Origin of the sequence: Chryseobacterium sp. PCH239 (genome assembly GCF_018924625.1) — a bacterium.
Taxonomy (GTDB): domain Bacteria; phylum Bacteroidota; class Bacteroidia; order Flavobacteriales; family Weeksellaceae; genus Chryseobacterium; species Chryseobacterium cucumeris.
The window spans coordinates 44,289-69,477 of sequence record NZ_CP073027.1; the positions used below are offsets into that span (position 1 = coordinate 44,289).

General features: G+C 35.9%; 16 protein-coding genes. All 16 read left to right on the forward strand.

What is annotated here, in order from left to right:
- Nucleotides 1–268 precede the first annotated feature (268 nt).
- On the forward strand, nucleotides 269–3,118 hold the full coding sequence (locus KBP46_RS00270) for a SusC/RagA family TonB-linked outer membrane protein (RefSeq protein ID WP_216444342.1): 2,850 nt from the start codon (nucleotides 269–271) through the stop codon (nucleotides 3,116–3,118).
- Between the two features lie 4 nt (nucleotides 3,119–3,122).
- Nucleotides 3,123–4,574: a RagB/SusD family nutrient uptake outer membrane protein gene (locus KBP46_RS00275; RefSeq protein ID WP_216444343.1), complete on the forward strand. Its 1,452-nt coding sequence runs from the start codon at nucleotides 3,123–3,125 to the stop codon at nucleotides 4,572–4,574.
- A gap of 77 nt (nucleotides 4,575–4,651) precedes the next feature.
- Nucleotides 4,652–6,043, forward strand: a complete 1,392-nt coding sequence (locus KBP46_RS00280; RefSeq protein ID WP_216444344.1) for a glucoamylase family protein — start codon at nucleotides 4,652–4,654, stop codon at nucleotides 6,041–6,043.
- A 96-nt stretch (nucleotides 6,044–6,139) separates the two neighbouring features.
- The gene (locus KBP46_RS00285) at nucleotides 6,140–6,847 is read left to right on the forward strand and encodes a prolyl oligopeptidase family serine peptidase (protein WP_216444345.1); all 708 of its coding nucleotides are present in this window, start codon (nucleotides 6,140–6,142) and stop codon (nucleotides 6,845–6,847) included.
- Nucleotides 6,848–6,927: 80 nt separating this feature from the next.
- Nucleotides 6,928–9,255 (forward strand): beta-glucosidase BglX, encoded by a 2,328-nt coding sequence (bglX, locus tag KBP46_RS00290; protein WP_216444346.1) that lies wholly within the window; start codon nucleotides 6,928–6,930, stop codon nucleotides 9,253–9,255.
- A gap of 94 nt (nucleotides 9,256–9,349) precedes the next feature.
- A complete protein-coding gene (locus KBP46_RS00295) occupies nucleotides 9,350–9,748 on the forward strand; it encodes a hypothetical protein (RefSeq protein WP_123277765.1) in 399 nt (132 codons plus the stop codon).
- Nucleotides 9,749–9,861: 113 nt separating this feature from the next.
- On the forward strand, nucleotides 9,862–10,272 hold the full coding sequence (locus KBP46_RS00300) for a hypothetical protein (protein ID WP_123277764.1): 411 nt from the start codon (nucleotides 9,862–9,864) through the stop codon (nucleotides 10,270–10,272).
- Between the two features lie 264 nt (nucleotides 10,273–10,536).
- Nucleotides 10,537–12,165, forward strand: a complete 1,629-nt coding sequence (locus KBP46_RS00305; RefSeq protein WP_216444347.1) for a T9SS type A sorting domain-containing protein — start codon at nucleotides 10,537–10,539, stop codon at nucleotides 12,163–12,165.
- A gap of 161 nt (nucleotides 12,166–12,326) precedes the next feature.
- Nucleotides 12,327–15,290, forward strand: a complete 2,964-nt coding sequence (locus tag KBP46_RS00310; RefSeq protein WP_216444348.1) for a hypothetical protein — start codon at nucleotides 12,327–12,329, stop codon at nucleotides 15,288–15,290.
- Between the two features lie 13 nt (nucleotides 15,291–15,303).
- Complete coding sequence (locus tag KBP46_RS23370; RefSeq protein ID WP_253297132.1) at nucleotides 15,304–16,353, forward strand: hypothetical protein; 1,050 nt, start codon at nucleotides 15,304–15,306, stop codon at nucleotides 16,351–16,353.
- 9 nt (nucleotides 16,354–16,362) lie between these two features.
- The gene (locus tag KBP46_RS00320) at nucleotides 16,363–19,959 is read left to right on the forward strand and encodes a DUF6443 domain-containing protein (protein ID WP_216444349.1); all 3,597 of its coding nucleotides are present in this window, start codon (nucleotides 16,363–16,365) and stop codon (nucleotides 19,957–19,959) included.
- Nucleotides 19,959–20,309 (forward strand): hypothetical protein, encoded by a 351-nt coding sequence (locus tag KBP46_RS00325; protein ID WP_216444350.1) that lies wholly within the window; start codon nucleotides 19,959–19,961, stop codon nucleotides 20,307–20,309. Before KBP46_RS00320 ends, KBP46_RS00325 begins: the two co-directional genes overlap by 1 nt.
- 112 nt (nucleotides 20,310–20,421) lie before the next feature.
- Complete coding sequence (locus KBP46_RS00330; RefSeq protein ID WP_216444351.1) at nucleotides 20,422–20,874, forward strand: hypothetical protein; 453 nt, start codon at nucleotides 20,422–20,424, stop codon at nucleotides 20,872–20,874.
- A 415-nt stretch (nucleotides 20,875–21,289) separates the two neighbouring features.
- Nucleotides 21,290–21,433 carry a hypothetical protein gene (locus tag KBP46_RS00335; protein WP_156121528.1) on the forward strand — a complete coding sequence of 48 codons (144 nt, stop codon included), beginning with the start codon at nucleotides 21,290–21,292 and terminating at the stop codon, nucleotides 21,431–21,433.
- 1,186 nt (nucleotides 21,434–22,619) lie between these two features.
- Nucleotides 22,620–24,047: an adenylosuccinate lyase gene (purB, locus tag KBP46_RS00340; RefSeq protein WP_047421604.1), complete on the forward strand. Its 1,428-nt coding sequence runs from the start codon at nucleotides 22,620–22,622 to the stop codon at nucleotides 24,045–24,047.
- Between the two features lie 51 nt (nucleotides 24,048–24,098).
- Nucleotides 24,099–25,070 (forward strand): WG repeat-containing protein, encoded by a 972-nt coding sequence (locus KBP46_RS00345; protein ID WP_253297133.1) that lies wholly within the window; start codon nucleotides 24,099–24,101, stop codon nucleotides 25,068–25,070.
- The last annotated feature ends 119 nt before the right edge of the window (nucleotides 25,071–25,189 follow it).

Here is a 25,189-nt window from a genome sequence, read left to right on the forward strand (position 1 = left end):
GTTTTGGTGAATATTGTGTCAAAAAAAATAAAATTTCATTTAGAGATATGATGAATAAAGTATCTTGATTTTAAATAAAGGATTATAAAATTTAATTTTTTAGTGTTTTTCATTTAATAAAATGTGGAAATTTTTAAATATTTAAGATAGTTTAACAGTGTTGGATATTTTTTATATTTTTGGCTAATGTCTTTTTTTGAGATTTTAAATAACTCCACTATTTAGAGACAGGTACAAATTTGATTTATTTGAATAAAATTGAAACTATATGAAACAAAGTAATTTAAAGTATTCAGGTCTCATTGCCGTTCTATACTTCGGGATGAATGTGAATGCACAGGTTACGCAGGATTCTGCTAAAGTCCAGAAGATCGACGAAGTCGTTATGATTGGATATGGTAGCCGTAAAAAAGTAGACAACACTACTTCTATTAGTTCTATCAGTGCGGAAGAAGTAACTAAAACTAAAGTGTTGAATGCATCACAAGCCATTCAGGGTAAAGCAGCCGGGGTACAGGTAATAGCTTCCGATGCACCAGGATCTACTCCGACAGTGATGATCAGAGGACTTGGTACAGTACTGGGGGGAAGAACACCTTTATATGTAGTTGATGGGATGTTTACTGATAACATCAACAATATTAACTCTAATGATATTCTGACCTATGATGTATTGAAAGATGCTGCAGCATTGGCTATCTATGGTAACAGAGCTGCTAATGGAGTAATTATCATTACGACAAAGTCAGGTAGAGGAAAATTAAGCGTTTCCTATGATGGATTAGTTGGATTTAGAACTCCTTTAAAAACCATTAAAATGGCTAACGGGTCTGAATTTGCAAATTATAATAATGCTGGTAAAGCAAGTAATTATTTGAATCCTAATCAACCCTATAATACAGATTGGTTTAAAGAAATTACAAGAACGGGAATTTACAACCAGCATAACTTATCAATTTCAGGATCTTCAGAAGCTGCAAAGTACTTTTTAAGTTTAAGTAATTATGATGAGCAGTCTATCCTTAAAGGAACAAATTATAACAGGACTACAGTAAGAACCAATAACGAGTTCAGAATTACCAAAGGAATCAGATTGGCGCAGACTTTAAGTGCAACATTTACTAATGATACTCCTAAATCGTATGGTGCTTTTACAAATGCATATAAACAATCTCCATTAGTCCCTGTATATTATCCGAATGGAAAATATGGTCAGCCTATTTATAATAAGACCAACGGGAATATCGATTATGAAGGAGGACGATTTAATAACGTAGGCAACCCGGTGATGCAGCTTGCTTATGACAATCAAAGAGGTAGAAATTTCTTATTACAAGGTGGATTAAAATTGGATATAGATATCTACAAAGATTTAAAATTTACCTCTCAATTTAGTGGAGAATATGGTAACTATAAATACTATAATTTCGTAAATTCAAAATCTTTCTGGTTAGATAGTGATCCTATGAGAACGGAAAACCAATACTCAGCTACGTCACCATTAACAAGGTTAACCAATAAAAGTCAGAACTATTTCAACTGGTTACTTAATAATTATTTAACCTATACAAAGAAAATTGAAAACCATGATATTGAAGTTGTTGTAGGTACAGAAGCTTCAGTAAAGAATGGGCTTGAGACTTTAATTATTAACAGGAAAGATGTTCCTATTGCAAAAGATTACTGGAATCTTAGCGGAGTTGATTACTATGGTAACCTGTATAGTGATAGTGATACAAAAGCTCTTGAATCAATAAAAGGAAACAGAAATACTACAATTTCCTATTTCGGAAGATTCCAATATAAATTTATGAATCGTTACTTATTAAGTGGAACGATCAGAAGAGACGGTTCTTCTCAGTTTGCTGCTGGTAATAAGTGGGGTACATTCCCATCATTTGGTGCAGGTTGGATTATTTCCGAAGAAAACTTCATGAAAGATGGTTTCTTTGACCTTTTGAAGCTTAGAGGTGGATGGGGTAAAATCGGAAACCAGAATGTTCCTTTGAATTATCTACCACTTTCAATGGGAGCAACTTATAATTATGCGTTTGGAAGTTCACCAGTAAGCAATGGAGTTACTGTTAATAAAGGTTACGATCCGGAATTAGGATGGGAAGTTACAGAAGAATCCTCTTTAGGATTAGATTTTGGAATCCTGAATAAAAGATTGACAGGTACGTTTGATATTTATAACAGAAAAACCAAAAATCTTATTTTGGGAGTTGTTCCATATATGGCAACTGGAATTTCTGATTTGAATTATTCTCATATGGGAAGTGTTGTTAATAAAGGTGCTGAGGTAAGCCTAAACTGGGCTGATAAAGTAGGCGAGGATTTTACCTATTCAATTGGTGCCAATTATTCTTACAATAAGAACAAACTTGCCAGCATTAATCTTTCTAAGCCTGTTTCTCAAATTGTTGGAGGAAATCTTGGAAACGGACAAGATACAAAACTTTTTAACGCTAATGCAGTTGGTTATGCATTAGGAAGTTTCTATTTATGGGAAGCTGATGGTTATGATGCAAATGGTAACCTGAAGTTTAAAGACTTGAATGGTAACGGAATTACAGGAAGTGCAGATCCTGGAGACAGAAGATTCTTTGACTCTTACATACCAAAGTCAACATTAGGTGTTAATGTTTCAATGTCCTATAAAAATTGGGATTTTGCCCTAAGTGGTTATGGAGCTTTCGGATTCAAAGTGTATAACGGTAAAAAAGCACAAAGGAATGGTGGAGAAAATGTCGAAGCTTCTGTAGCGAATGATTTTTGGACTCCTACAAACACTAATGCAGCAAATCCTGTAAATCCTGCAAATATTCCAATTGCATCTACATTCTATTTGGAAAGCGGAGATTATTTCAGAATCAATAATATTTCAGTAGGATATACATTTAAAAATGTAACGGATTATATGAAATCAATTAAGCTTTATGTAAGTGCAATTAATCCTTTTGTTTTCCAGAAATACTCAGGATATTCCTCAGAATTATCAGGATATAATCCTGCGGATCCTACTGCAGAAGGAGATCCTTACAAACGTGCGGGGGTAGAATTAGATGCTTACCCTACATTAAGATCTTTTGTATTTGGTGTTAACCTAAATTTTTAAAAAAATGAACAAAAAATATATCATAGCAGCGGCATTTTTGATTTTAGGAGCTGTTAACCAAAGTTGTAGTAATGACTTTATCGACGTGTCACCTACGGAAGCAATTCCTGAGAGCGCATTGGGTGAAATATACAATAATGATGCAGGAGCCAATAGTTTAGTTACAGCTATTTATGCTAAGTTTTTAGACTGGAATATGAGTACATTTGCATGGATCGGGGTTACATCAATTGTCTCTGATGATGCGGATAAAGGTTCAAGTGCAAGTGATTCAGGTTCAGATAAAGATATTTTAGATGCTTTGACATTTACAGCATCAACACCGTCATTTAAAGAATTGTTTGCTTCTAATTATCAAGGTATTAATAGATGTAATCAGGCGTTGAAATATCTTCCTCAGTTGGATAAAGTAGACCCGCAATTACGTGAGAGATTAGCGGGAGAGGCAAAGTTTTTGAGAGCATTTATGTACTTTACTTTAGTTAGATCTTTTGGAGGTGTTCCGTTAGTAGATCATGTTCCCGTTACAGGAGTTGAAGCCGACAAGCAAATGACACTAACCAGAAAAAGCAAAGAAGAGATTTATGCATTTATAGAAAAAGACCTTAAAGATGCAGCAGCAGTTTTGCCTTCTGGAACGGGGGGACAAAGAGCTACAAAAGGTGCTGCCCATGCACTTTTAGCTAAGGTGTATTTATATCAGAAGAAATGGCAGTTGGCAGTAGATGAGACTAATTTGGTGACAGGTTATTCATTGACAACTAATTTCCAGGATATTTATAAAGTTTCCGGAGAAAATAATGCTGAATCTATCTTCGAAATTAATGGTAGTGGAGGAACAGCAGGAAGAGCAATCCAGCAGTACAGCCAGGTTCAGGGAGCAAGAGGTACTACAGGCTGGGGCTGGGGATTTGCAACGCCTACCCAAGGATTATATGACGCCTACTCTGCAACAGATTCCAGAAGAGATGCTACGATTATCCATAGAGATATGACTTTATATGATGGATATTATGTAGGTCCAAATACAGAAAATAAATTCTATAATTATAAAGCTTATTCTTCCAATTATAGAGATCAGGCTTCAACAGACGTAAACATTCGTTATCTGAGATATGCCGAAGTACTATTAATCAGAGCTGAAGCAATGAATGAGCTCGGACAAACATCTGCAGCTATTCCTTTCCTGAATCAGGTAAGAAACAGAGCTAACATCGGAAACACTCCTGCTTCTTCTCAGGCAGACGTAAGATTGGATATCTGGAAACAAAGAAGATTAGAGCTTGCTTTCGAACATGACAGATGGTTTGATCTTGTAAGAACCGGACAAGCCCAGGCAGCCATGGCGGCTGATGGTGGTAAAAAATTCATCGTTGGAAAACATGAACTATTCCCACTTCCACAAGACTTTATAATGGAAGCAGGTGGATTGTCAGCACAAAACCCCGGCTATTAAATTTAATCAATAAAAACTTTAGAGGAGAATGAAAGTTCTCCTCTTCTTTTAGTAAGAAACCCTAAAAAAGAGATCTCATGAAAAGGAACGTATTATCAATAGCTATTACTTCATTATTCTTTGTGTATTCCTGTAAAAATGCGCCCGTTGCCAAACAGGAAACCGGAAAAACTGAAGCGGTAAAAAGCAATATCACGGATGAACAACTGATGGACAGAGTGCAGAAAGATGCTTTAAAATACTTCTGGAACTATGCAGAACCTAACTCAATGCTGGGAAGAGAGCGCTACCATGAAGACAATATTTATCCGGATAATGATAAGCACGTGATCACAACAGGAGGCTCAGGATTTGGGTTGGCAACTATTCTGGTAGGAGTAGAAAGAGGATTTGTTCCAAGAAAAGAAGCGGTGAAAAGGCTTAGTCATATTATGGATTTCTTGGCTAAAGCAGACCGCCATAAAGGAGCATGGTCACATTGGATCAATGGGGAAACCGGAAAAACAGTGCCTTTCGGGAAAAAAGATAATGGTGGTGACCTTGTGGAAACCGCTTTCCTTACCTCAGGAATACTGATGGTCCGTGAATATTTTAAAAACGGAAATGCAGAAGAAAAAGCCCTGGCAGCAAAATGTGATGAACTGTGGAAAGGAATCCAATGGAACTGGTATACCAAAGGAGGTGAGAAAGTTTTATACTGGCACTGGTCACCGGATTACCAATGGGAAATGAATTTTCCTCTTGAAGGATATAATGAATGCCTGATCACTTATATTTTAGCAGCCTCTTCACCTACTTATTCCATTGATGCAGAAACCTATTATAAAGGCTGGACCAGAAACGGAACTTACCTTACAGATAAAACAAAATACGGACTACCTCTGTATGTAAAACACAACTATGCCGAAGAATACGGCGGCCCGCTTTTCTGGGCACAATATTCATATATCGGGCTTGATCCTACGGGATTATCCGATAAACTTGTCAAAAATTACTTTGACGTCAATAAAAATCAAACCCTTATCGACTATCAATATTGTGTCGAAAATCCAAAACAATGGAAAGGGTATGGCCCCAACTATTGGGGGCTTACAGCCGGATATACAAGAAATGAAGATGGAAGCACAGGATATACCGCCCATATGCCTGGCAATGATAATGGAGTGATTACTCCTACAGCTGCCTTGAGTAGTTTTCCCTATACACCAAAAGAATCAATGGCTTTCCTGAGATTCATGTATACCCAAAAACCTGAATTCATAGGATCTGCAGGACCTTATGATGCGACCTCCATTAATTATAATAATTGGTTTACCCCAAGATATCTGGCGATAGATCAGGGAACGATAGCACCCATGATTGAAAATTACAGATCAGGATTCCTGTGGAAGTTATTTATGAATGCCCCGGAAATTCAGCAGGGATTAAAAAAACTAAGCTTCCGGTCAGCTAAATATGGAATAAAATAATTCAAAAGGAACGGCCATTGTCCCGAGCTTAGTCGAAGGGTTCCTTAAATAAAAAAAATCAAATCTGCTGGCTTTAACCAAAACCTAAATAACAATATGAAACTAAAACTGAAACATATTCCTCTTTTATTACTGCCGTTTTCATTACCAATGAGTGCACAGGAGATAAAAGCGGAACTCAATAAAGAAATTAAAAGACAGGAGAAAATGTCTTACATTCTGGATTACCCACAAAATGTTAAAGGAACTGTACCATTAATAGTTTTCCTTCATGGTTCAGGAGAACGGGGAACTAATCTTGACCTGGTAAAGGCTCACAGTCCATTTACCTATAAAAATCTGATCAAAGAACCTGTAGCGGTTCTGGCGCCTCAATGCCCGGAAGGAACTTGGTGGGATACGGTTACCGTATATCATCTGATCAAGGAAATTCAGAAGAAATATAAAATTGATGCTTCCCGTATTTATCTTACAGGACTTTCTATGGGAGGATGGGGAACCTTAAAGCTGGCCATGGAGCATCCGGAAATGTTTGCTGCAGTGGCTTCAGTGTGTGCCCCTACAGATCAGGTAATGACCGCTAATATTCATGGGTTTAAAGATCTGAACATGAAAATTTTCCATGGCGGAATGGACGATATTGTACTACCTGCGAATGCTTTTAATTTTTATCAGAAGCTGCATCCTGTAAACCCTTCAGCAGAATTGGTTATCTTCCCGAATGATAATCATAACTCATGGGATTCGGCTTACTCAAATCCAGCTCTGTATGAATGGATGCTGTCCAAAAAGAAAGAAAAGTAATCCAAAACACCAATGATTGAAAAATAAACCCATCAAATTAAAGCAAAAAATATAAAACAATAATTTAAGAAGATAGATTTATGAAAAAGTTAATTGTAATCGCCACTTTAGCATTGGCACCTGTATTTTCCGCACAGGAAATGGTAACGAAGCCCGTTCAGTCTTACCAGACAGCTCAGTATCAGGCTAAGAAGAAAGCTTTTGTAGACAATCTTTTATCTAAAATGACATTGGATGAAAAAATTGGGCAGATGAACCTTCCGACTTCCGGAGATTTCACTACAGGACAGGCACAGAGCTCTGATATCGGAAAGAAAGTAGAGCAGGGATTAGTCGGCGGATTATTCAATATAAAAGGAGCAGATAAGATCAAGGCAGTTCAGAAAGTGGCAGTAGAAAAAAGCCGTCTGAAGATTCCTATGATTTTCGGAATGGATGTTATTCATGGTTATGAAACTACTTTCCCGATTCCTCTAGGGTTGGCTGCTTCATGGGATATGAACCTTATCCAGCAGTCTGCAAAAGTAGCTGCGAGAGAAGCTGCTTCCGACGGGATCAACTGGACATTCTCTCCCATGGTAGATATTTCCCGTGAACCAAGATGGGGTAGAGTATCAGAAGGTTCTGGTGAAGACCCATATTTGGGAAGTGAAATTTCTAAAAATATGGTGTATGGCTATCAGGGGAAAGACCTTGCGAATGGAACCAATATTTTAGCATGCGTAAAACATTTTGCTTTATATGGGGCAGGTGAATCCGGAAGAGATTACAATACGGTTGACATGAGCCATGTAAGAATGTTTAATGAGTATTTTCCTCCTTATAAAGCAGCAGTGGATGCTGGTGTGGCTTCTGTAATGGCCTCTTTCAATGAAGTGGACGGAGTACCTGCGACAGGTAACAGATGGCTTCAGACTGAAGTATTAAGAAATCTATGGAAGTTCAAAGGCTTCGTAGTAACAGACTATACCGGTATCAATGAAATGGTAGACCACGGTATGGGAGATCTTCAGCAGGTATCTACTTTGGCTTTAAAAGCTGGGGTTGATATGGATATGGTGGGAGAAGGTTTTTTAACAACATTAAAAAAATCCCTTCAGGAAGGAAAAGTTACGCAAGCTGAAATTGATATGGCAGCAAGGAGAATTCTTGAAGCAAAATATGATCTTGGTTTATTTGATAATCCATACAAACATGGAGATGCGAAGTTAGCGGCAAAAGAAGTCTATAATATGGAAAACCGTAATATAGCAAGAAATACAGCTGCTCAATCCATGGTGTTATTGAAAAATGACAATCAGGTATTGCCTTTAAAGAAATCAGGAACAGTGGCTGTAATCGGCCCATTGGTGAATAACTCAATGAATATGGCCGGAACATGGAGTGTTGCGACAAAACATGCTGCTTCAGTTTCTTTGATGCAGGGATTACAGTCAAACTATGGAAAAGAAGTTAAGTTTTTATCAGCAAAAGGAGCCAATATAGATTACGATGCCAAATTAGAAGAAATCTATGCAGCTCATGGTAAAAAAACAGACAGAGACAACCGCTCGAAAGAAGAATTGTTAAAAGAAGCTGTAGAGGTAGCCAACAAAGCAGATGTGATTGTTCTGGCTATCGGAGAATCTGCTGAAATGAGCGGAGAATCTTCTTCAAGAACAGAAATTACCATTCCTCAGTCTCAGGTTGATCTGCTAAACGAGTTAAAGAAGACGGGAAAACCAATTGCAATGGTTCTTTTCACAGGACGTCCTTTAGCTTTAACCAATGTAAAAGATACTCCGGATTCTATATTGAATGCCTGGTTTGCAGGATCTGAAGCAGGAAATGCCATTGCAGATGTTCTTTTCGGAAAAGTAAACCCGTCGGGAAAACTTCCAATGACTTTCCCAAGAAGCCTTGGACAAGTGCCAATCTATTATAATGCTAAAAATACAGGTCGCCCGCTGAGTCAGGATAAAGTAGACAAATGTACTTATGAAAGATTCCGTTCAAACTATATGGACGAATGTAATACGCCTTTATATGCTTTCGGATATGGATTGAGCTATACGAAATTCAATTATTCTGATATGGCAGTTTCCACTACTACTGCAAAAGGAAATCAGACCGTTCAGGCATCCGTTACTGTAACGAATACGGGAAATTATGACGGAGCTGAGGTTGTTCAATTGTATATCAGAGATATGGTGGGAAGTATTACAAGACCGGTAAAAGAACTGAAAGGTTTCCAGAAAATATTTTTGAAAAAAGGAGAATCTAAAAAAGTAACTTTCGATATTACTACTGAAAGCCTGAAATTCTATAACGGAGATCTGAAATATGACTGGGAATCAGGAGAATTTGATATTATGATCGGAACCAGTTCTGACAATGTTCAGCATTCAAAGATTAACTGGACTAAGTAATATCCGGAAAAGTAATTCACCGGATTGTGTTATGATGTTTTTTTTGGCACGATTTTTAATAATACCTCGGGTAATTATTAGTATACAAATCGACATGAAAAAAACAATTTTATTAAGCACAATGTTCCTGGGTTCTTTACTGTTTGCACAAAAAGGAACAATAAAAGGTGGAGACAAAGATGCACACGGATGTATTGGTTCTGCAGGATATACTTATTCTCAAATTAAGAAAGACTGTATAAGAACGTTTGAGCAGAAAATCAAGTTAACAGAAGTAGCTCCGAAAGACAGCTATACTTCAATAGCTGCAGTTATTTTCAGTAAAGACATGAAACAAGCTGAGGTTTTTGTAAAAGATGCCGGTGAAAGAAGCATTATCCTTACCAGAGCAGGAGGTAAAGCCAAAGCATGGAAAAAGGATGGTTATGTATTGGTTCCTCACAAAAAGCACGGATATCAGCTTAAAAAGGATAATATCGTGATCTATCAGTAAGATCCGGTTAAAAAAAACCGCTCGAAAGAGTGGTTTTTTTGTACCTTAGAGAAATTAATTAATATCACATTTCTGGGATATTGTAACCAGTCAAAAAAACAAATATTTTACCTATGAAAAAAATAATTTTACTCAGTACCATGTTCCTTGGATCATTCGTTTTTGCGCAAAAAAGTACTCCTGTTCTCGGAGGTGACAGAGATGTTCACGGTTGTATTGGCTCTGCGGGATATACCTATTCCCAATTACGAAATAATTGTATACAGACTTTCAATCAGAAAATAAAACTCAAAGAAGTAAATTCAGACAAAAGCTATACTTCAATGACGGCAGTTATTTTTAATAAAAGCATGACTAAAGCCGAAGTATTCATTCCGGATGGAGCTGCAAAAAGCATTATTTTGGATAAGCAGGGAAAAGCAAAAATCTGGAAAAGCGGCACTCATGTGAAAGACAGCTATGTTTTAACTCCCTATAAAAAGAGTTACCAGATCAAGAAGAATGATGAAGTCATTTATCAGTAAAATAAAACCAGAAATAACAAACCACTCGAAAGAGTGGTTTTTTTATGTCAATAATTAAAATTAATTCGATTTAATACGACATATTTTGACGTTGTGGGTAGATATTTTTACACCATAATAAAATAAAAACTGGTATAAATAGAGAGAATCTAATTAAAAATAGTATGATTTACAGGATACCACACAAAAATCATTTCCATATCTTAAAAAGTGTTAAATTCGCGAAGTTTTAAGAAACTAATTACTAACTCAAAAAAACATAGGATGAAAAAATTCTATTTCGGTGCATTTACTTTATGCACAGCCCTGGGTGTATCTGCCCAGGAAGTGTTGTGGCAGAAAGACATCCAATCTTCTACCCAAGATTTTCTAAGCCAGGTCACTACAACCATTGATCAGCAGTATCTAATTACAGGAAGCTCTATACAGTCTAAAAGCCAACCGCAAGCAGCCAGCAGCCAAAAGCAAAACTATGGTTACGATTTTCATTTGGTAAAACTCAATCAGCAGGGTCAAGAAGTCTGGGAGAAATATTTCTCAGGACAAAACCATGATTATCTGTCAGCCACTGTTACCACGCAGGATGGCGGATTTCTTTTGGCAGGAACTTCTTATTCAGGAAAGGGATTGGATAAAAAAGAGGATTCCAAAGGCGGTTCCGATATCTGGCTGATCAGAATCAATGAATTCGGAGATGAATTGTGGCAGAAAACGTTGGGAAGTTCTTCCGATGAAGAAGCCAGAGCTGTTATCCAGACTACTGATTTAGGATTTTTTGTTGCAGGAAGTATAGAGAACTCACCCAAAGGATACGGTTCAAAAGATGTCTGGATTACCAGATTAGACAAAAACGGAAAGGAACTCTCCCAATTAATTTTAGGCGGAAAAGGTTTAGATGAAGTAGAGAAGATGATTCCAACGAAAGATGGTGGGGCATTATTGGGAATTTATTCAAGAAGTGGAGTTGTTAAAACAAATAATCAGCAATCAACAATCAATACTAATACTCCGTCTGATAGATCTGCAGTCTATAACCTGTTATCTGCAACCTCAAAGCAGAGCGACAATTTCGGTGAGGGTGATTACTGGATTGTCAAGTTGGACAAGAACGGAAAAGTAGAATGGGAAAAGAACTTCGGAGGTAAAGGAGATGATCATTTGAGAACCCTGGCTTTAACTTCAACTGGCTTTATCATTGGCGGAGAATCCAGATCAGAGAGATCAGGTAATAAAACGGTAGGTCTGGAAGAAGGAACAGACCTTTGGCTGATTTCCTTAAATGAAAGAGGAGATGAACAGTGGCAAAAATCCTACAATTTCAAGAACCGTGATATCCTGATGGGAATGAGTGTTCTACATTCAGCTGATGACAAATCTTCGAAAGGAATTTTATTGGGTGGTTATACTCAGACAGAAGGAAGAATAGAAACCAATGACGAAACCTTCTGGATGCTCTATCTTGACCAAGACGGAAATGAACAGTGGAGAAAGCATGTGAAAGGAGAATCACGAAAGAAAGAAGAAAGACTTTCCGATTTAAAGCTGAACAGAGACGGTTCTATTATTCTGGCTGGAACCAGTGCAGAGGAGCTAGGTAAAGAAAACTGGAAGATCGTAAAGCTGGGAGACAAACAGGTTGATCAATTAATCGAGAAATACGACATCAAGCTCTATCCTAACCCTGTTTCAGACTATGCTTACGTCGAAATAGGTTTTGATTTTAAGGATGCAGATATTCTTTTGTATGATATGAGTGGAAGACAGCTACAAAGTATAAAAACCAAAAACAGAGTGACTAAGATTAATACCCAGACTTTGGTACAGGGAGCTTACTTGGTCACCATAAAAACTGATACCAACAAAACGGCGAATGCCAAATTAATTAAGAAATAAAAACATGAGAATAAGTAAAAAAAAATTAAGCTTTTTGCATTTACTGTGTTAGGATGTAATTCTTTATTGTCTCAAGTGACAAATCCACCTATCAATATAAAGTCTCCTGAAGCAACAAGCTATGAAAAAGGGGAAACATTCCTGTAAATAAATTTTCAGGAATGGCAGATATAAATATTCCCATTTTTAGACAAACCATAGATGGTTATAATATAGATTTAAACCTACAATATGATTCCTCCGGTTTTTTACCACTGAAAAAATCAGGATATTATGGATTAAACTGGTTCATGAATCCCGCAGGAGTTATTACAAGGGAAATTAATAGTGAGCCGGATGATTACTATATTTATGATTCATCACAAATCAATGGTTTTTTGCAGGCTATAAAATTAAATAAAACCAATGAAGAAGTTTTTGCAGCCAACTACAATTCAGATAACTATCCTGCTTTAACTTCATCTGGTTTGCGTGCTGAGATGGAGTCTGATAAATATTCATTTAATTTTTTTGGAATTTCTGGATATTTTTATTTAACTAATAATGGTATTCCGATTGTATACTGTGATGATCCTAATATAGTAGTAGATGTAAGTGATTACCAGCAGCAGCCTGTAGCAGACCTTACTGACTGCAAACCATTATCCTCTGGCTTTAAAATAACTGATGGAAAAGGAAATGTTTTTTTATTCGGGGGGCAAATGAGCAGTCTTGAAATAAGCAGTAATCTTGGACAGGAACCTGTCGATGGTGTTGTCGGTGGGAATGGGGCTCCTAATATGACGATAACCTCCTGGTATTTAAAAGAAGTACTGTTTAAAGACGGAAAAAGAATTTCTTATACCTACAATGACGATTATGGTATCGGTGAGGAAATGAATTACTGTAAGCGTAAAAATATGCTTCCATACCCGGCGAACATGAATGCTGTAGCCTTTTCTTTTGATATCAATAAGTATGTGAACCAGATCAATACCTCCTCCGAGAATAGCTTTGACGGGAGTATAAATGGATCTCACGTAACTGGAAGCGGACAATCTTCTACATGGCAGAGCCCATACCTATCATATAATGTGACTAAAAAAGTAAAACTACAAAAAATAAACTTTATTGATAAAGAGGTCTCCCCAGGTGTTTTTGACAATAATTATACGATAGAGTTTCAATATTTGAATACATTAAATGATTCTTACAGATATGACTATCTGGAAAAAATTCTGATTAAAAACAGATATAAAACTGTTAAAACTGTAGATTTTAATCTTAGTCCTAAAGGCTCAGCAAGTAAAAGATGGCTTTTAACAAAATTAAAACTAAACCAGGATGAATATAATTTTGAATATTATAATGACGGGTTCTTTCCTCCTGAAACAACCCGGGCAGTAGATTTTTGGGGATATTGGAATGGTAAGCCAGAGAATAATCCAATTATTCCTGCCTATACTTTTTCAAAAATAACAGGTGATTTAACGATAACAGGAGACAGCAGAAATTCGAATCCTGCATATTCTGATGCCGGTATTTTGAAAAAAATAATATATCCTACGAAAGGAACCACTGAATTTATTTACGAACCCCATGATTTTTCATATAAAATTGTCAGGAATTCCACCACTGATTTTCTCCCACAGGTTGTTGGTTCAACAGGTGTAACAAGTGGGCTGAGAATAAAAAAAATGATAGATACTCCCAATTACGGAAATCCGATTATTCGTGATTTTAAATACCTTCAGAATAGGGATAATCCTAGTGCCGGTTCGTCAGGAATTTTAAAATCAAATTATGATTTTTTTACATATACAGAGTATACTCAAAACTTTAATGCTGCCCAACAAAACATTAAGCGTATAGTTGAGCAGGGATCAAATATAGAGCAGAGCATTTTCTCAAAACAGAATATGGAATATAGTAAAGTACAGGAATATTTAAATGATTCTCTGTATAAAGAATATACATTTACCAGCTCTTTATGGTACCCTGATTATGCTGATGATTTGCTGGCGAATACAAAATTTTATCTTTCAAACTACAGTAATATAGCTTTGGAAAATTACCAGAAAAATTCGAAAGTTTTCTTCATTGATAACAGCGATAGGAGAGGAAAGTTAAGGGATGAGATTTTCTTTAAAGATAATAATGAGATTCGTCATATAACAACAGAATACAAAACACTGACTTTTCATCCATATTGTAAAAACATAATTAAGGGAAATAATGTAACAAACAATTGTAACTTTAATACAGATAAAGATTACACCACCAAAGTTAATCTTATTAAAGGGATTTGGGTTCAAAAAAGTAGAATACGTACCATGCCGTTTGTTGTTGATGTGGTCAGTGATGAAAATTATCTGTCTAACGGAAATTTTGTTCAAAATACAATTTATAACTATTTGGACAATAAAACCCTAAGTGTTTCTCAAATTCAAAAAAATGAGCCCGGGGGGGAAGTTATTTATAAAACATCTTATTCATATCCATCTCTACCAGGAGATTCTAAACTTGTACTCAAAAATATTCTGAGTACACCTTTAAAAATAACGTATGAACTTGAAAAATGGACAAACACTGGGTTTGTCTCAAGGGAAACATCAAAAGTAGTTACAGAATATGATAATGATCCTGCTAATTTTAATCCGAAATCTATATCGACCTATGACTTATTAACGGGAGCAGCAACAACAGAAATTACTTATGACAAATACGATTCTAAAGGAAATGTACAGCAATATACTTCAAAAGAAGGTGTTTCAACCACAATCATTTGGGGTTACAATAAAACCCAGCCTATTGCTAAAATAGAAGGAGCAAAACTTTCAGATATTTCTCAAACAATCATTGACAATATTGTGAATGCTTCCATTAATGATGGACAGTTGGGTACTGATGCGTCAGAACAGTCATTGATCTCCGCTTTAGATTTGTTTAGAAATAATTCAGCATTGTCAACTTATCAGATTAGTACCTACACATACGATCCATTAATCGGCGTTCGAAGCATCACGCCTCCGTCGGGAATCAGGGAAGTATATATTTATGATTCAGCAAATAGGCTTAAAGAAATCAGAGAAAGCAGCCAGACAGGCAACTTATTAAAAGAATTTAAATATAACTATAAACAATAAAAAAACTTAAATTATGAAAAAAATAATAATCATTGCAGGAATTTTAGCCGCTCAATTATCTTTTGCACAGCTATATACATCATCAGGTATTGTCAATCAGACCTCTACCCCTACATCTTCTAACGTAGGAATCGGAGTTGCCGATCCTCATGCTAATCTGGAAGTGGGTAACCAAAACGGAGGTAAGATAACAATTTCAACAGCAGGATGGAGCGGTACCTCTGCCAGTCCTAAATATCCAGCATTAGAATTTGCTGGTTACTCTAACTCTCCTAAGGCAAGAATCACTGCTACTGAAGAAACAGGGAATATATATGGGTCGAAATTTTCTATTTTACTTAATGATAATACGAGTGCAACAAGCATGACTGAAAGATTTTCAATCCTTTATAATGGAAATGTTGGAATCGGAGCAAGCACCCCTAAAGCAACATTAGATATTCAAAATAGGTTTTTAATTTCAGAAAATGCACCTGTATCTGGTGCAGCAATTAGATCTTATGATACATACTGGTCCAGAGGATATGGATTTGTTGATACTTCTGTTTCAAATAATATGGGACAATTCGGTGCGGTAGGACCTAAAGACAATATAGATTATTTTTATATAGGAAAAGATTACAATAATAATATTGTTAGTTTTTATCCAGCGGATAAAAAAACTGTTTTTTATGGTAATATGGGTTTAAATGGTAAATTAGAAGCAAAAGAAGTTAAAGTAACGCTAACTCCAACGGCTGACTTTGTATTTGAAGAAAACTACGACCTTCCAAAGCTTGAAGAAGTAGCCAAACATATTAAAGAGAAAAAGCACCTTCCTGAAATTGCTTCTGCCAAAGTGATGGAAAAAGAAGGAGTAAACGTTGGTGAATTTCAGATCAAATTATTACAGAAAATCGAAGAGCTTACCCTTTATGCTATTAAACAGGAAAGACAGTTAAAGGATCAGCAGGAAAAAATACAAAAATTAGAAGGAGAGAATTCAGATCTTAAAAACGTTGTTTCCGAAATTAAGCAATTGAAAGAGCAATTCCTTATGATGAAATCTAATACAACCCATTAATATAGAGAAATGTATAAGAAAATATATCTAAGCATTGGGTTGCTGTTGAGTCTTCAAAACTTCGGACAGGTGGTTTTAACCGCTCCTCCTGCTCCCAATACTGAAGTAGCAGACCCGCAAAGTATACGTATGCTTCCGGGGTTTAAGTTCAGTTCTGTCAATGGAACTTTCCGGGCTTACATCGGAGGATCATCATCTGGCAATGGAGAAACTTATACTCCAATTACAGTCAATTATTCGTCTAGTCTTCCAACTACGGAAAATTATGTCTATACCAGACAGTATTTAGTTCCGACTACCGTTTCAGACGGATCTCTTCAGCAGATACAGAGTGTTCAGTTTTTTGATGGCCTTGGAAGACCGAAACAGACTGTGAGTATTAAATCAACTCCTACAGGAAAAGACCTGGTAACCCATATTCCTTATGACAATTTTGGAAGACAGGTGGACAGCTGGCTTCCGGTACCTATGGCTTCATTAAGCGGTAATATTCAAACAGGGGTAGAAGGAAGTGCTAACAGCTACTATCAGTCTAACGGCATTACTGATTCCTATCCTTTTACTCACAAAACATTAGAGGATTCTCCGCTTGACCGGTTATTAAACCAAAAAAATCCGGGAACTGACTGGCAGAACAAGCCTGTTGTTTTTGAATATGAAGCCAATGTGGTGGGTGAAGTTAAAAAATTTACCACCGTTACCGCATGGGTGGATGGAGCCACTTCTTCTCAGCTTGTATTATCCGGTACATACGGAGATGCACAGCTGTATAAAAATACGGTAACCGATGAGGACAGTAATAAAACCATAGAATTTAAAAATGGTCAGGGGCAAACATTATTGGTAAGAAAAGTCATCAGTGCTTCAGAAAATGCAGATACGTATTATGTTTATAATGAATATGACCAGCTGGCATTTGTGATACCGCCTTTAGCTTCTGCCGGGTCAACCGTTTCAGCTTCTGCACTGGAACATCTTTGCTACCAGTATAAATATGATGGTAAAAACAGGCTTGTGGAAAAGAGACTTCCGGGAAAAGGCCTGGAACAAATGGTATACAATAAAAAAGATCAGGTTATCCTGTATCGCGATACTGCTCTCAAAAATGGAATAGCTAATTTTTCAGCGGATCAGTCATGGATGTTCACAAAATATGACCGTTTCGGAAGAGTAGTGTATGCAGGGATTACCAGAGATGCCAATCCAAGAAATACCATACAGAATACCATTGATAATCAACTTGCAGATACTTTTGAAACCCGTGGAGGAAGCTTTACGCTGAATGGAACCAGTATCGAATATGGAAACGTGTCTTATCCTACAACAGTTGATAAGCTTTTGACTGTCAATTATTATGATACCTATCCCCAGGGAGCTCCGGCAGTAAGTGCAGTCTTAGGACAGGATGTATTACCTCAGACCACACAGAATTCAGAAGTGAGTACGAAAAGTCTTCCAACGGCTTCTTATACTAAGAATGTTGAAAATGATGGCTGGACAAAAGTATATACTTACTATGATAAAAAAGGAAGATCAATCGCTACCCATTCTTTGAACCATCTGGGAGGATACACGAAGACCGAAAGCTTCCTGAAATTTTCCGGAGTGCCGGAGTATAGCCTTATTGAGCACAAAAGATCTGCAAACGATACTAAAGTAAATATCAAAGAAACTTTTGAATATGATCATCAGGAAAGATTAGTAAGACACTGGAACCAGGTAAATGGAGGGGCTCAGGAGCTTCTGGCAGAAAATCTTTACAATGATCTGGGGCAGCTGCAGACGAAAAACGTGGGAAATACCACTGGCAGCCCACTGCAAAGTATAAAGTACGCCTACAATATCAGAGGCTGGATGACCAAAGTGAATGATCCTTCCAATCTGCAGAATAAACTTTTTGCGTATGAGTTGCGTTATAACAACCCTAACAGTCAGTTTTCAGGTTCTGCGAGATATAATGGAAATATCTCACAGATGTCGTGGATTACCCAAAATGATGGAGTATTGAGAAATTACTCTTATGAATATGATGCTCTTAACCGACTTAAAGAAGGACGTTTCTGGGATGCCATGAATTTGGAAAGAGGAGAATACCACGAACAGCTTACCTATGATCTTAACGGAAACATTAAAAGCCTTTTAAGAAGAGGAAGACATCTTCCGGGATATACCGCACCAGAAGTAATGGACAATCTGGAATACCATTATGAAAATGGGGAACAAAGTAATAAGTTATCTTATTTAAAAGAAATCGGCACCGGAAATGCCATCAGCGGATATCCGTTAGCATCAGGAAGTACAGGAAGCACCATTACTTATGATGTCAATGGAAATATGACCACTCAGTTGGATAAAGGAATTTCCTCCATCCAATATAATTATCTAAATTTACCGGGTAAGATTACCCAAAACTCCAAAGTGACTGATTATATTTACAGAGCAGACGGAGTGAAAGTAAGAAAGGTTTTCGGAACAGAAACAACCGATTATCTGGATGGTTTTCAGTATACCAATTCGATATTAAAGTTTTTCCCAACATCAGAAGGATATTTTAATGTTGAAACCGGAAAGTATGTATATAATTATACGGACCACCTTGGAAATGTTAGATTAAGTTATGCTAAAAATGGAGCAGGAACAGAGATCATTGAAGAAAGTAACTATTACCCGTTTGGATTGAAGCATGAGGGGTATAATGGATTGGTAGGAAATCCTGCATATAAGTATAAGTACCAAGGACAAGAGTTGCAGGAGACTGGTCTTTACAGTTTTAAGTGGAGAAATTATATGCCCGATGTAGGAAGGTTCTTTAATATTGATCCTTTGGCTGAAAAATTCACATATAATTCTACCTATGCATTCCAGGAAAATAAATTGGGAATGGGTGTTGAATTGGAAGGATTGGAATTACTGAAAAATCATACCGGATTTTTTGCAATTCATGGGAACGCAATGAGAGTTGTCCGAGCTCCGGGATCACAGATGAGTAACGGACAAGCAACCTTTACTGCTGCCGGTATTGGATTGACCACAAAAGGATATAATCCAGGTGGCGCAAGAATATCGGATGGTTCATCAGGTTTAAGATTAAAATCTCATGCTTATAGCGGTCCTACACCAAATGGCGCAACAATGGAAAATGTACAGGAAACGCCGGAAAGCATGGATAGCCAAAAGTTTACCACTAGCAAGAGAGGTTTAGAAATGACTAACAAGATGATCAAGAATTATGATAAGCTCAACACTGCCGCAGGAGGAGCGCAAGAGTTGGTTGGCTTAATGGATTTAGCTTCTAACATTCCTGATGCCATAAAAAGTACAAAAGCATATACACAAGCTGCTAAAGATGTAAAACTTATTAATTCTCAAGCTAAAACAATGGATAGAGTTATAGATTTGGTAAATGAAAGTGGAATTGAAATGAACCAACAAACGAAAAATGATGTTATCAATTTTGTATTTGATGGAACTTTACCAAATCCGGGAGCAGGATTGATGCCCAATTCTTTAATCATCCAAAACGGAACCCAGATTCTTAGGAATAACAATTTGCCTGTACAGCCTCTTAACCAGCAATTAAACACCAATAAAAAAGTTTTACCGTAATGAAAACAATTAAATATATCTCATTAATCTTAATATTATTAAGTATAAGTTGCTGTGTCAATCAGAAACAAAAAGATGAAAAGCAAATCAAAGCAACGGTTCAGAATTTTTGGAAATCAGTTAAAAATAATGATTTACAAGCATATAATGGTTTAATCTACGAATCTGAAAATTTTCCAGGTGTCACAGCAGGTGATTTATACTTTTTACACAAGCATTACAAAGCCTTAAATATACAAGAAAGACTAAAAGGCGAAATAAAAATTAAAGATACAATAGGTTTATCACCAGATATAAAGATGAAATATGTACAATATACATTTAAAAAAAGGGAGATTCTAACAACATAAAAAAACCTTTGACTATAACATTAATTTTTTATAAGCCAATAGGTTTTGATAAAATTTCAGATCCAGTAATTTTAGATAATCACATTGGTTGGGATAAATAATAATGATTTCAATGAAAATAATTAAATATATTTCATTAATCTTAATGTTATTAAGTATAAGTTGCTGTGTCAATCAGAAACAAAAAGATGAAGAGCAAATTAAAAATACAATAAGAGAATATTGGACTGCTATTAAGAATAATGATTTAGAGGGATATAAAAACCTTTTTGATGAAGGTGAAAATTTTGCTGGAGCTATGCAAGGTGATCTATATTTTCTCCATAAAAATTACAATAAAATAAACCCAAATGATGTTCTATTAAAAAATATCAAGATTAAAGATACTGTTGTGATGTTTGCTGAAAATAAACAAAAGTATATTCAGTATACAATCAAAAAAGAAAATGATACTAATCTGATTAAGAAACCATTAATTATAACTTTAATGTTTTTTAAACCTGTGGGATACAATAAAATATTTAATCTTGCGCCATTAAAGAATCATATTGGTTGGGATAAATAATAATGATTTCAATGAAAACAATTAAATACATCTCATTAATCTTAATATTATTAAGTATAAGTTGCTGTGTAAATCAACAGAAAAAAGATGAAGAGCAGATTAAAACAACGGTTCAAAACTTCTGGATAACAGTTCACAACAATGATGAAGAGAATTCCCTGCTGGCGCGAGCGTCTCGCTCGTGTCCACAAATAAAACGAAGCCTCTGCAATAGCAGAGGTTTTTTATTTTTTTTATTTTGAAAAACTATATTGATATATAATAGTGATCATCAAAAGTTAATAAAAATTATTGTAAATTGTATAAAATGAACAGGTTATGTTTTTGTGTCCCAAAAATATGTATATTGGTATACCAAATTAAAGCGTAATCCGAAAAGCATATAGAGTAGGAAAAAAATCAAAAAAATGTTACTATGAAAAACTTAAGAAAACTTTCAAAAAGAGAATTGAAAACAGTTCAGGGAGGTATCCCGATGTGTCTTGCAGGATACTTCTGGTGCTCACTGGAAAGAAAATGTATTCCGGTAGGGTCACCATGCGGACTTATTATCGATTAACTAAATTAAAAATAGTAAAAACAAACAGGCTGTCTCAAAAATGGGATAACCTGTTTGTTATATGCTCTCCACCAATTGACTTAGGAATCAGGAGCGTTAAGAAAATTTCAATGTAATCCGTTAAAAAATTTCCACTGTCTGAGCATGGGGTTTGTTCAGAACCGAAGCAGAACCGAATGATCCATGCGAGTTTGGAAATTTTAGGAGTACATTTAAATTTTTAGCGGATGATTCCCGTCTTGAACTTTTGTATACTTTTGTTTCAAGACAAAAGTATAAATGAAAATCATATTAAATACTTTACAAATTATTTGTTTTACTTCTTTTTGATCTGTGTATTTTAGGCAACAGTCATTTAAAAAGTAGTATGTTACTCATTAATGCCCGACTTAGGAATCAGTAGCGTTAAGAAAATTTGAATGTAATCTGTTAAAAAATTTCCACTGTCTGAGCATGGGACTTGCTCAGAAGCGAAGCAGAATCGAACGATCCATGCGAGTCTGGAAATTTTAGGAGTACATTAAAATTTTTAGCGGATGATTCCCCATCTTGAACTTTTGCATACTTTTGTTTCAAGACAAAAGTATAAATGAAAATCATATTAAATATTTTACAAATTATTTGTTTTACTTCTTTTTTAATCTGTGTCTTTTATTTATTAATGGTATTAGCTAGCAGTCACAACATTCCTCTTCGTGTTTATCTGAAAATAGTCATTGTAATTCTAATTTCTATAATCCTATATTTCTATCTGCGATATATTAAAAAGAAAAGGTTCGGCAGCTAGTCTCGCCTAGAGCATGGTTATAAATAGGACAAGAGATAGTATTAGTTTTTAGTATTAAAAATTAACATGCTACTTATTAATATCTGACTTAGGAATCAGTAGCGTCAAGAAAATTTCAATGTAATCCGTTAAAAAATTTCCACTGTCTGAGCATGGGACTTACTCAGATCCGAAGCAGAACCAGATGATCCATGCGAGTTTGGAAATTTTAGGATTCCATTTAAATTTTTAGCGGATGATTCCCGTCTTGAACTTTTGTATACTTTTGTTTGACTACTTCGAATCTTCGATTTCAAGGCAAAAGTATAAGTAAAAATAATGAATGAAAATCATCCAAACTGGATTTTCAACTCTCACTGAAAAACCGTATTTTTGTACATCTAAAAAGTAAAAGAACGAATGAATTCCTACAAAAATCCATTGGAAGAGCGCTACTCCAGTGAAGAAATGTTATTTAACTTCTCACACAATAACAAATTCCAGAATTGGAGAAAGCTTTGGATAGCTCTTGCTGAAATCGAAAAAGACCTTGGACTTGAAATTACAGACGAGCAGATCGCTGAGTTAAAAGCTAATGCTGAAAACATCGATTATGAGAAAGCAGCAGAGTATGAAAAAAAATTCCGTCATGATGTAATGGCTCACGTTCACGCTTATGGGGATGTGGCGCCTTCAGCAAAAGGAATTATCCACCTGGGAGCTACTTCGGCTTTTGTAGGAGACAATACAGACTTAATCCAAATCCGTGACGGACTTTTAATCTTAAAGAAAAAGTTGGTTAACGTAATGAAGAACTTAGCAGACTTTGCTATTCAGTATAAAGATCTTCCCACTTTAGGGTTTACACACTTCCAGCCGGCTCAGCTGACAACAGTTGGAAAAAGAGCTACACTTTGGTTACAGAGTTTGGTTCTTGACATCGAAGAACTGGATTTCTTCCTTGAAACCCTTCGTTTCAGAGGAGTAAAAGGAACTACAGGAACTGCTGCAAGTTTCCTTGAGCTTTTCAACGGTGATTATTCAAAAGTAAAACACCTAGATAAAGAACTTTCAAAAAGATTCGGCTTCGATAAAGTTTTCGGAGTTTCCGGACAGACTTACGATAGAAAAATCGATGCGAAAGTAGTTGCTTTATTAGGAAATATTGCACAGTCAGCACATAAATTCACAAACGATTTACGTTTACTTCAAAACCTTAAGGAAATTGAAGAACCATTCGAGAAAAACCAGATCGGTTCATCGGCAATGGCGTACAAGCGTAACCCAATGAGAAGTGAAAGAATCGGAGCATTGGCAAAATATGTAATGTCTCTGACAACAAGTTCTGCAATGGTAGCTTCTACACAATGGTTTGAAAGAACATTGGATGACTCTGCGAATAAGAGATTAACCATTCCTCAGGCGTTTTTAGCCGTGGATGCTATTCTTTTGATCTGGAACAATATTCTGAACGGAATTGTAGTATATCCAAACAGAATCAACAAGCACATTATGGAAGAGCTTCCTTTCATGGCGACAGAATATATCATCATGGAAGAAGTAAAAGCCGGTGGTGACCGTCAGGAAATCCACGAAGTGATCAGAGTTCACTCTATGGAAGCTTCCAAGAAAGTGAAAGAGGAAGGAAAAGAAAACGACCTTATCGAAAGAATCCTGAATGATGATTCTTTAAAACTAGATAAATCAAAACTGAAAGAAGTTTTAGATCCTAAAAACTTTATCGGGTTCGCGCCGATTCAGACGGAGGAATTCATCAAGAACGAGGTACAGCCGATTATAGACCAAAACAAAGACTTAATAGGATTGGAAGCTGATCTTAAAGTATAAAACAATATGCAGTCTTTTGGGCTGCATATTTTATTTCCCACTCCAGATAATATGAAAAAACTACTATTAACCATTCTTTTAACACCAATCATTTCTTTTTCTCAGACTAAAGAAGATTTACATTATTTTAAATCCAAAGATTCTTTAGTAGGAGTAAAAGATAAAGCAGGAAAAATAATTGTTCCTGCACAGTTCAAAGTCTTTTCATTCCTAAAAGATGGAGATCCTGTAGAAGGAGAAACCATTCTTTTTGATGGAAGCAAAGAAGGCGAAAAACCGGAGAAAAATGCATGGGGCTATGTGTATGACAGAAATGGGAAATTCCTGTATCAGCCTTTCCTTTATGACAATGGAGCAGATTATTTCTCTGAAGGACTGAGAAGATTGGTTAAAAATGGTAAAGTAGGATTTGCAGACCGAAACGGAAAGATCATTATTGAAGCTGAGCATGATTTTGCATCCCCCTTTAATTATGGATATGCTGCATTTTGTGATGGTTGCGACTGGGAAAAAACAAATGACGAGCACAGATCTGTTGTAGGTGGTAAATGGGGAGTAATGAATGTCAAAGGAGAAACAGTTCAGCCATTAACAAAACCAACAGATCAGGATGTTGAAATAGATGGTAAATATTATCCTAATCAGTTTCAGTATAATGAAAAGGAGAAGAATATCCTTCAGTTCTTTGAAAAACAGAAGAAAAAATTGTCAGATCTTTATTATGTAAATTTTTACAGTAAACTGTCTGAAAAAGAAAAGAATCTTTTTTTTGAAATCGTAGAAAGACCAAAAGAAAACTTTCCTTATTATCAGGTGAATACCTATAATTACAGGAAAAAGGACTTGGATATGCTGTACCGTTTCAAATTCCTGGTTTCAGAAGATGGAAAAACATTTTATGCCATTGACGATTTTAATGAAATGAAAGTTCCTTTTGAAAACTGGCTGAAAGAAGAATTAAATAATGCTGAGCACTTTCAGAAAGAACATAAGGATAATCCGAATAAATTTATCAATAAATAATATAAAATTGGAAATTCGGCAGTTCAAATTTGAAGAACATATGACTTATTCCTTTAAATTTGTACAGAATAATGATTGGAGGGAAAATCTCTTTCAAAAATTTCCAATATAGATGGGTT

What these genes read in the sequence shown, in the direction of transcription:
- bglX (WP_216444346.1), top strand. Translation starts at nt 6,928, where the DNA reads ATGAAAAAGTTAATTGTAATCGCCACTTTAGCATTGGCACCTGTATTT.
- KBP46_RS00275 (WP_216444343.1), top strand. Translation starts at nt 3,123, where the DNA reads ATGAACAAAAAATATATCATAGCAGCGGCATTTTTGATTTTAGGAGCT.
- KBP46_RS00295 (WP_123277765.1), top strand. Translation starts at nt 9,350, where the DNA reads ATGAAAAAAACAATTTTATTAAGCACAATGTTCCTGGGTTCTTTACTG.
- KBP46_RS00320 (WP_216444349.1), top strand. Translation starts at nt 16,363, where the DNA reads ATGTATAAGAAAATATATCTAAGCATTGGGTTGCTGTTGAGTCTTCAA.
- KBP46_RS00300 (WP_123277764.1), top strand. Translation starts at nt 9,862, where the DNA reads ATGAAAAAAATAATTTTACTCAGTACCATGTTCCTTGGATCATTCGTT.
- KBP46_RS00325 (WP_216444350.1), top strand. Translation starts at nt 19,959, where the DNA reads ATGAAAACAATTAAATATATCTCATTAATCTTAATATTATTAAGTATA.
- KBP46_RS00285 (WP_216444345.1), top strand. Translation starts at nt 6,140, where the DNA reads ATGAAACTAAAACTGAAACATATTCCTCTTTTATTACTGCCGTTTTCA.
- KBP46_RS00270 (WP_216444342.1), top strand. Translation starts at nt 269, where the DNA reads ATGAAACAAAGTAATTTAAAGTATTCAGGTCTCATTGCCGTTCTATAC.
- KBP46_RS00280 (WP_216444344.1), top strand. Translation starts at nt 4,652, where the DNA reads ATGAAAAGGAACGTATTATCAATAGCTATTACTTCATTATTCTTTGTG.
- KBP46_RS00330 (WP_216444351.1), top strand. Translation starts at nt 20,422, where the DNA reads ATGAAAATAATTAAATATATTTCATTAATCTTAATGTTATTAAGTATA.
- KBP46_RS00345 (WP_253297133.1), top strand. Translation starts at nt 24,099, where the DNA reads ATGAAAAAACTACTATTAACCATTCTTTTAACACCAATCATTTCTTTT.
- KBP46_RS00310 (WP_216444348.1), top strand. Translation starts at nt 12,327, where the DNA reads ATGGCAGATATAAATATTCCCATTTTTAGACAAACCATAGATGGTTAT.
- KBP46_RS00335 (WP_156121528.1), top strand. Translation starts at nt 21,290, where the DNA reads ATGAAAAACTTAAGAAAACTTTCAAAAAGAGAATTGAAAACAGTTCAG.
- KBP46_RS23370 (WP_253297132.1), top strand. Translation starts at nt 15,304, where the DNA reads ATGAAAAAAATAATAATCATTGCAGGAATTTTAGCCGCTCAATTATCT.
- purB (WP_047421604.1), top strand. Translation starts at nt 22,620, where the DNA reads ATGAATTCCTACAAAAATCCATTGGAAGAGCGCTACTCCAGTGAAGAA.
- KBP46_RS00305 (WP_216444347.1), top strand. Translation starts at nt 10,537, where the DNA reads ATGAAAAAATTCTATTTCGGTGCATTTACTTTATGCACAGCCCTGGGT.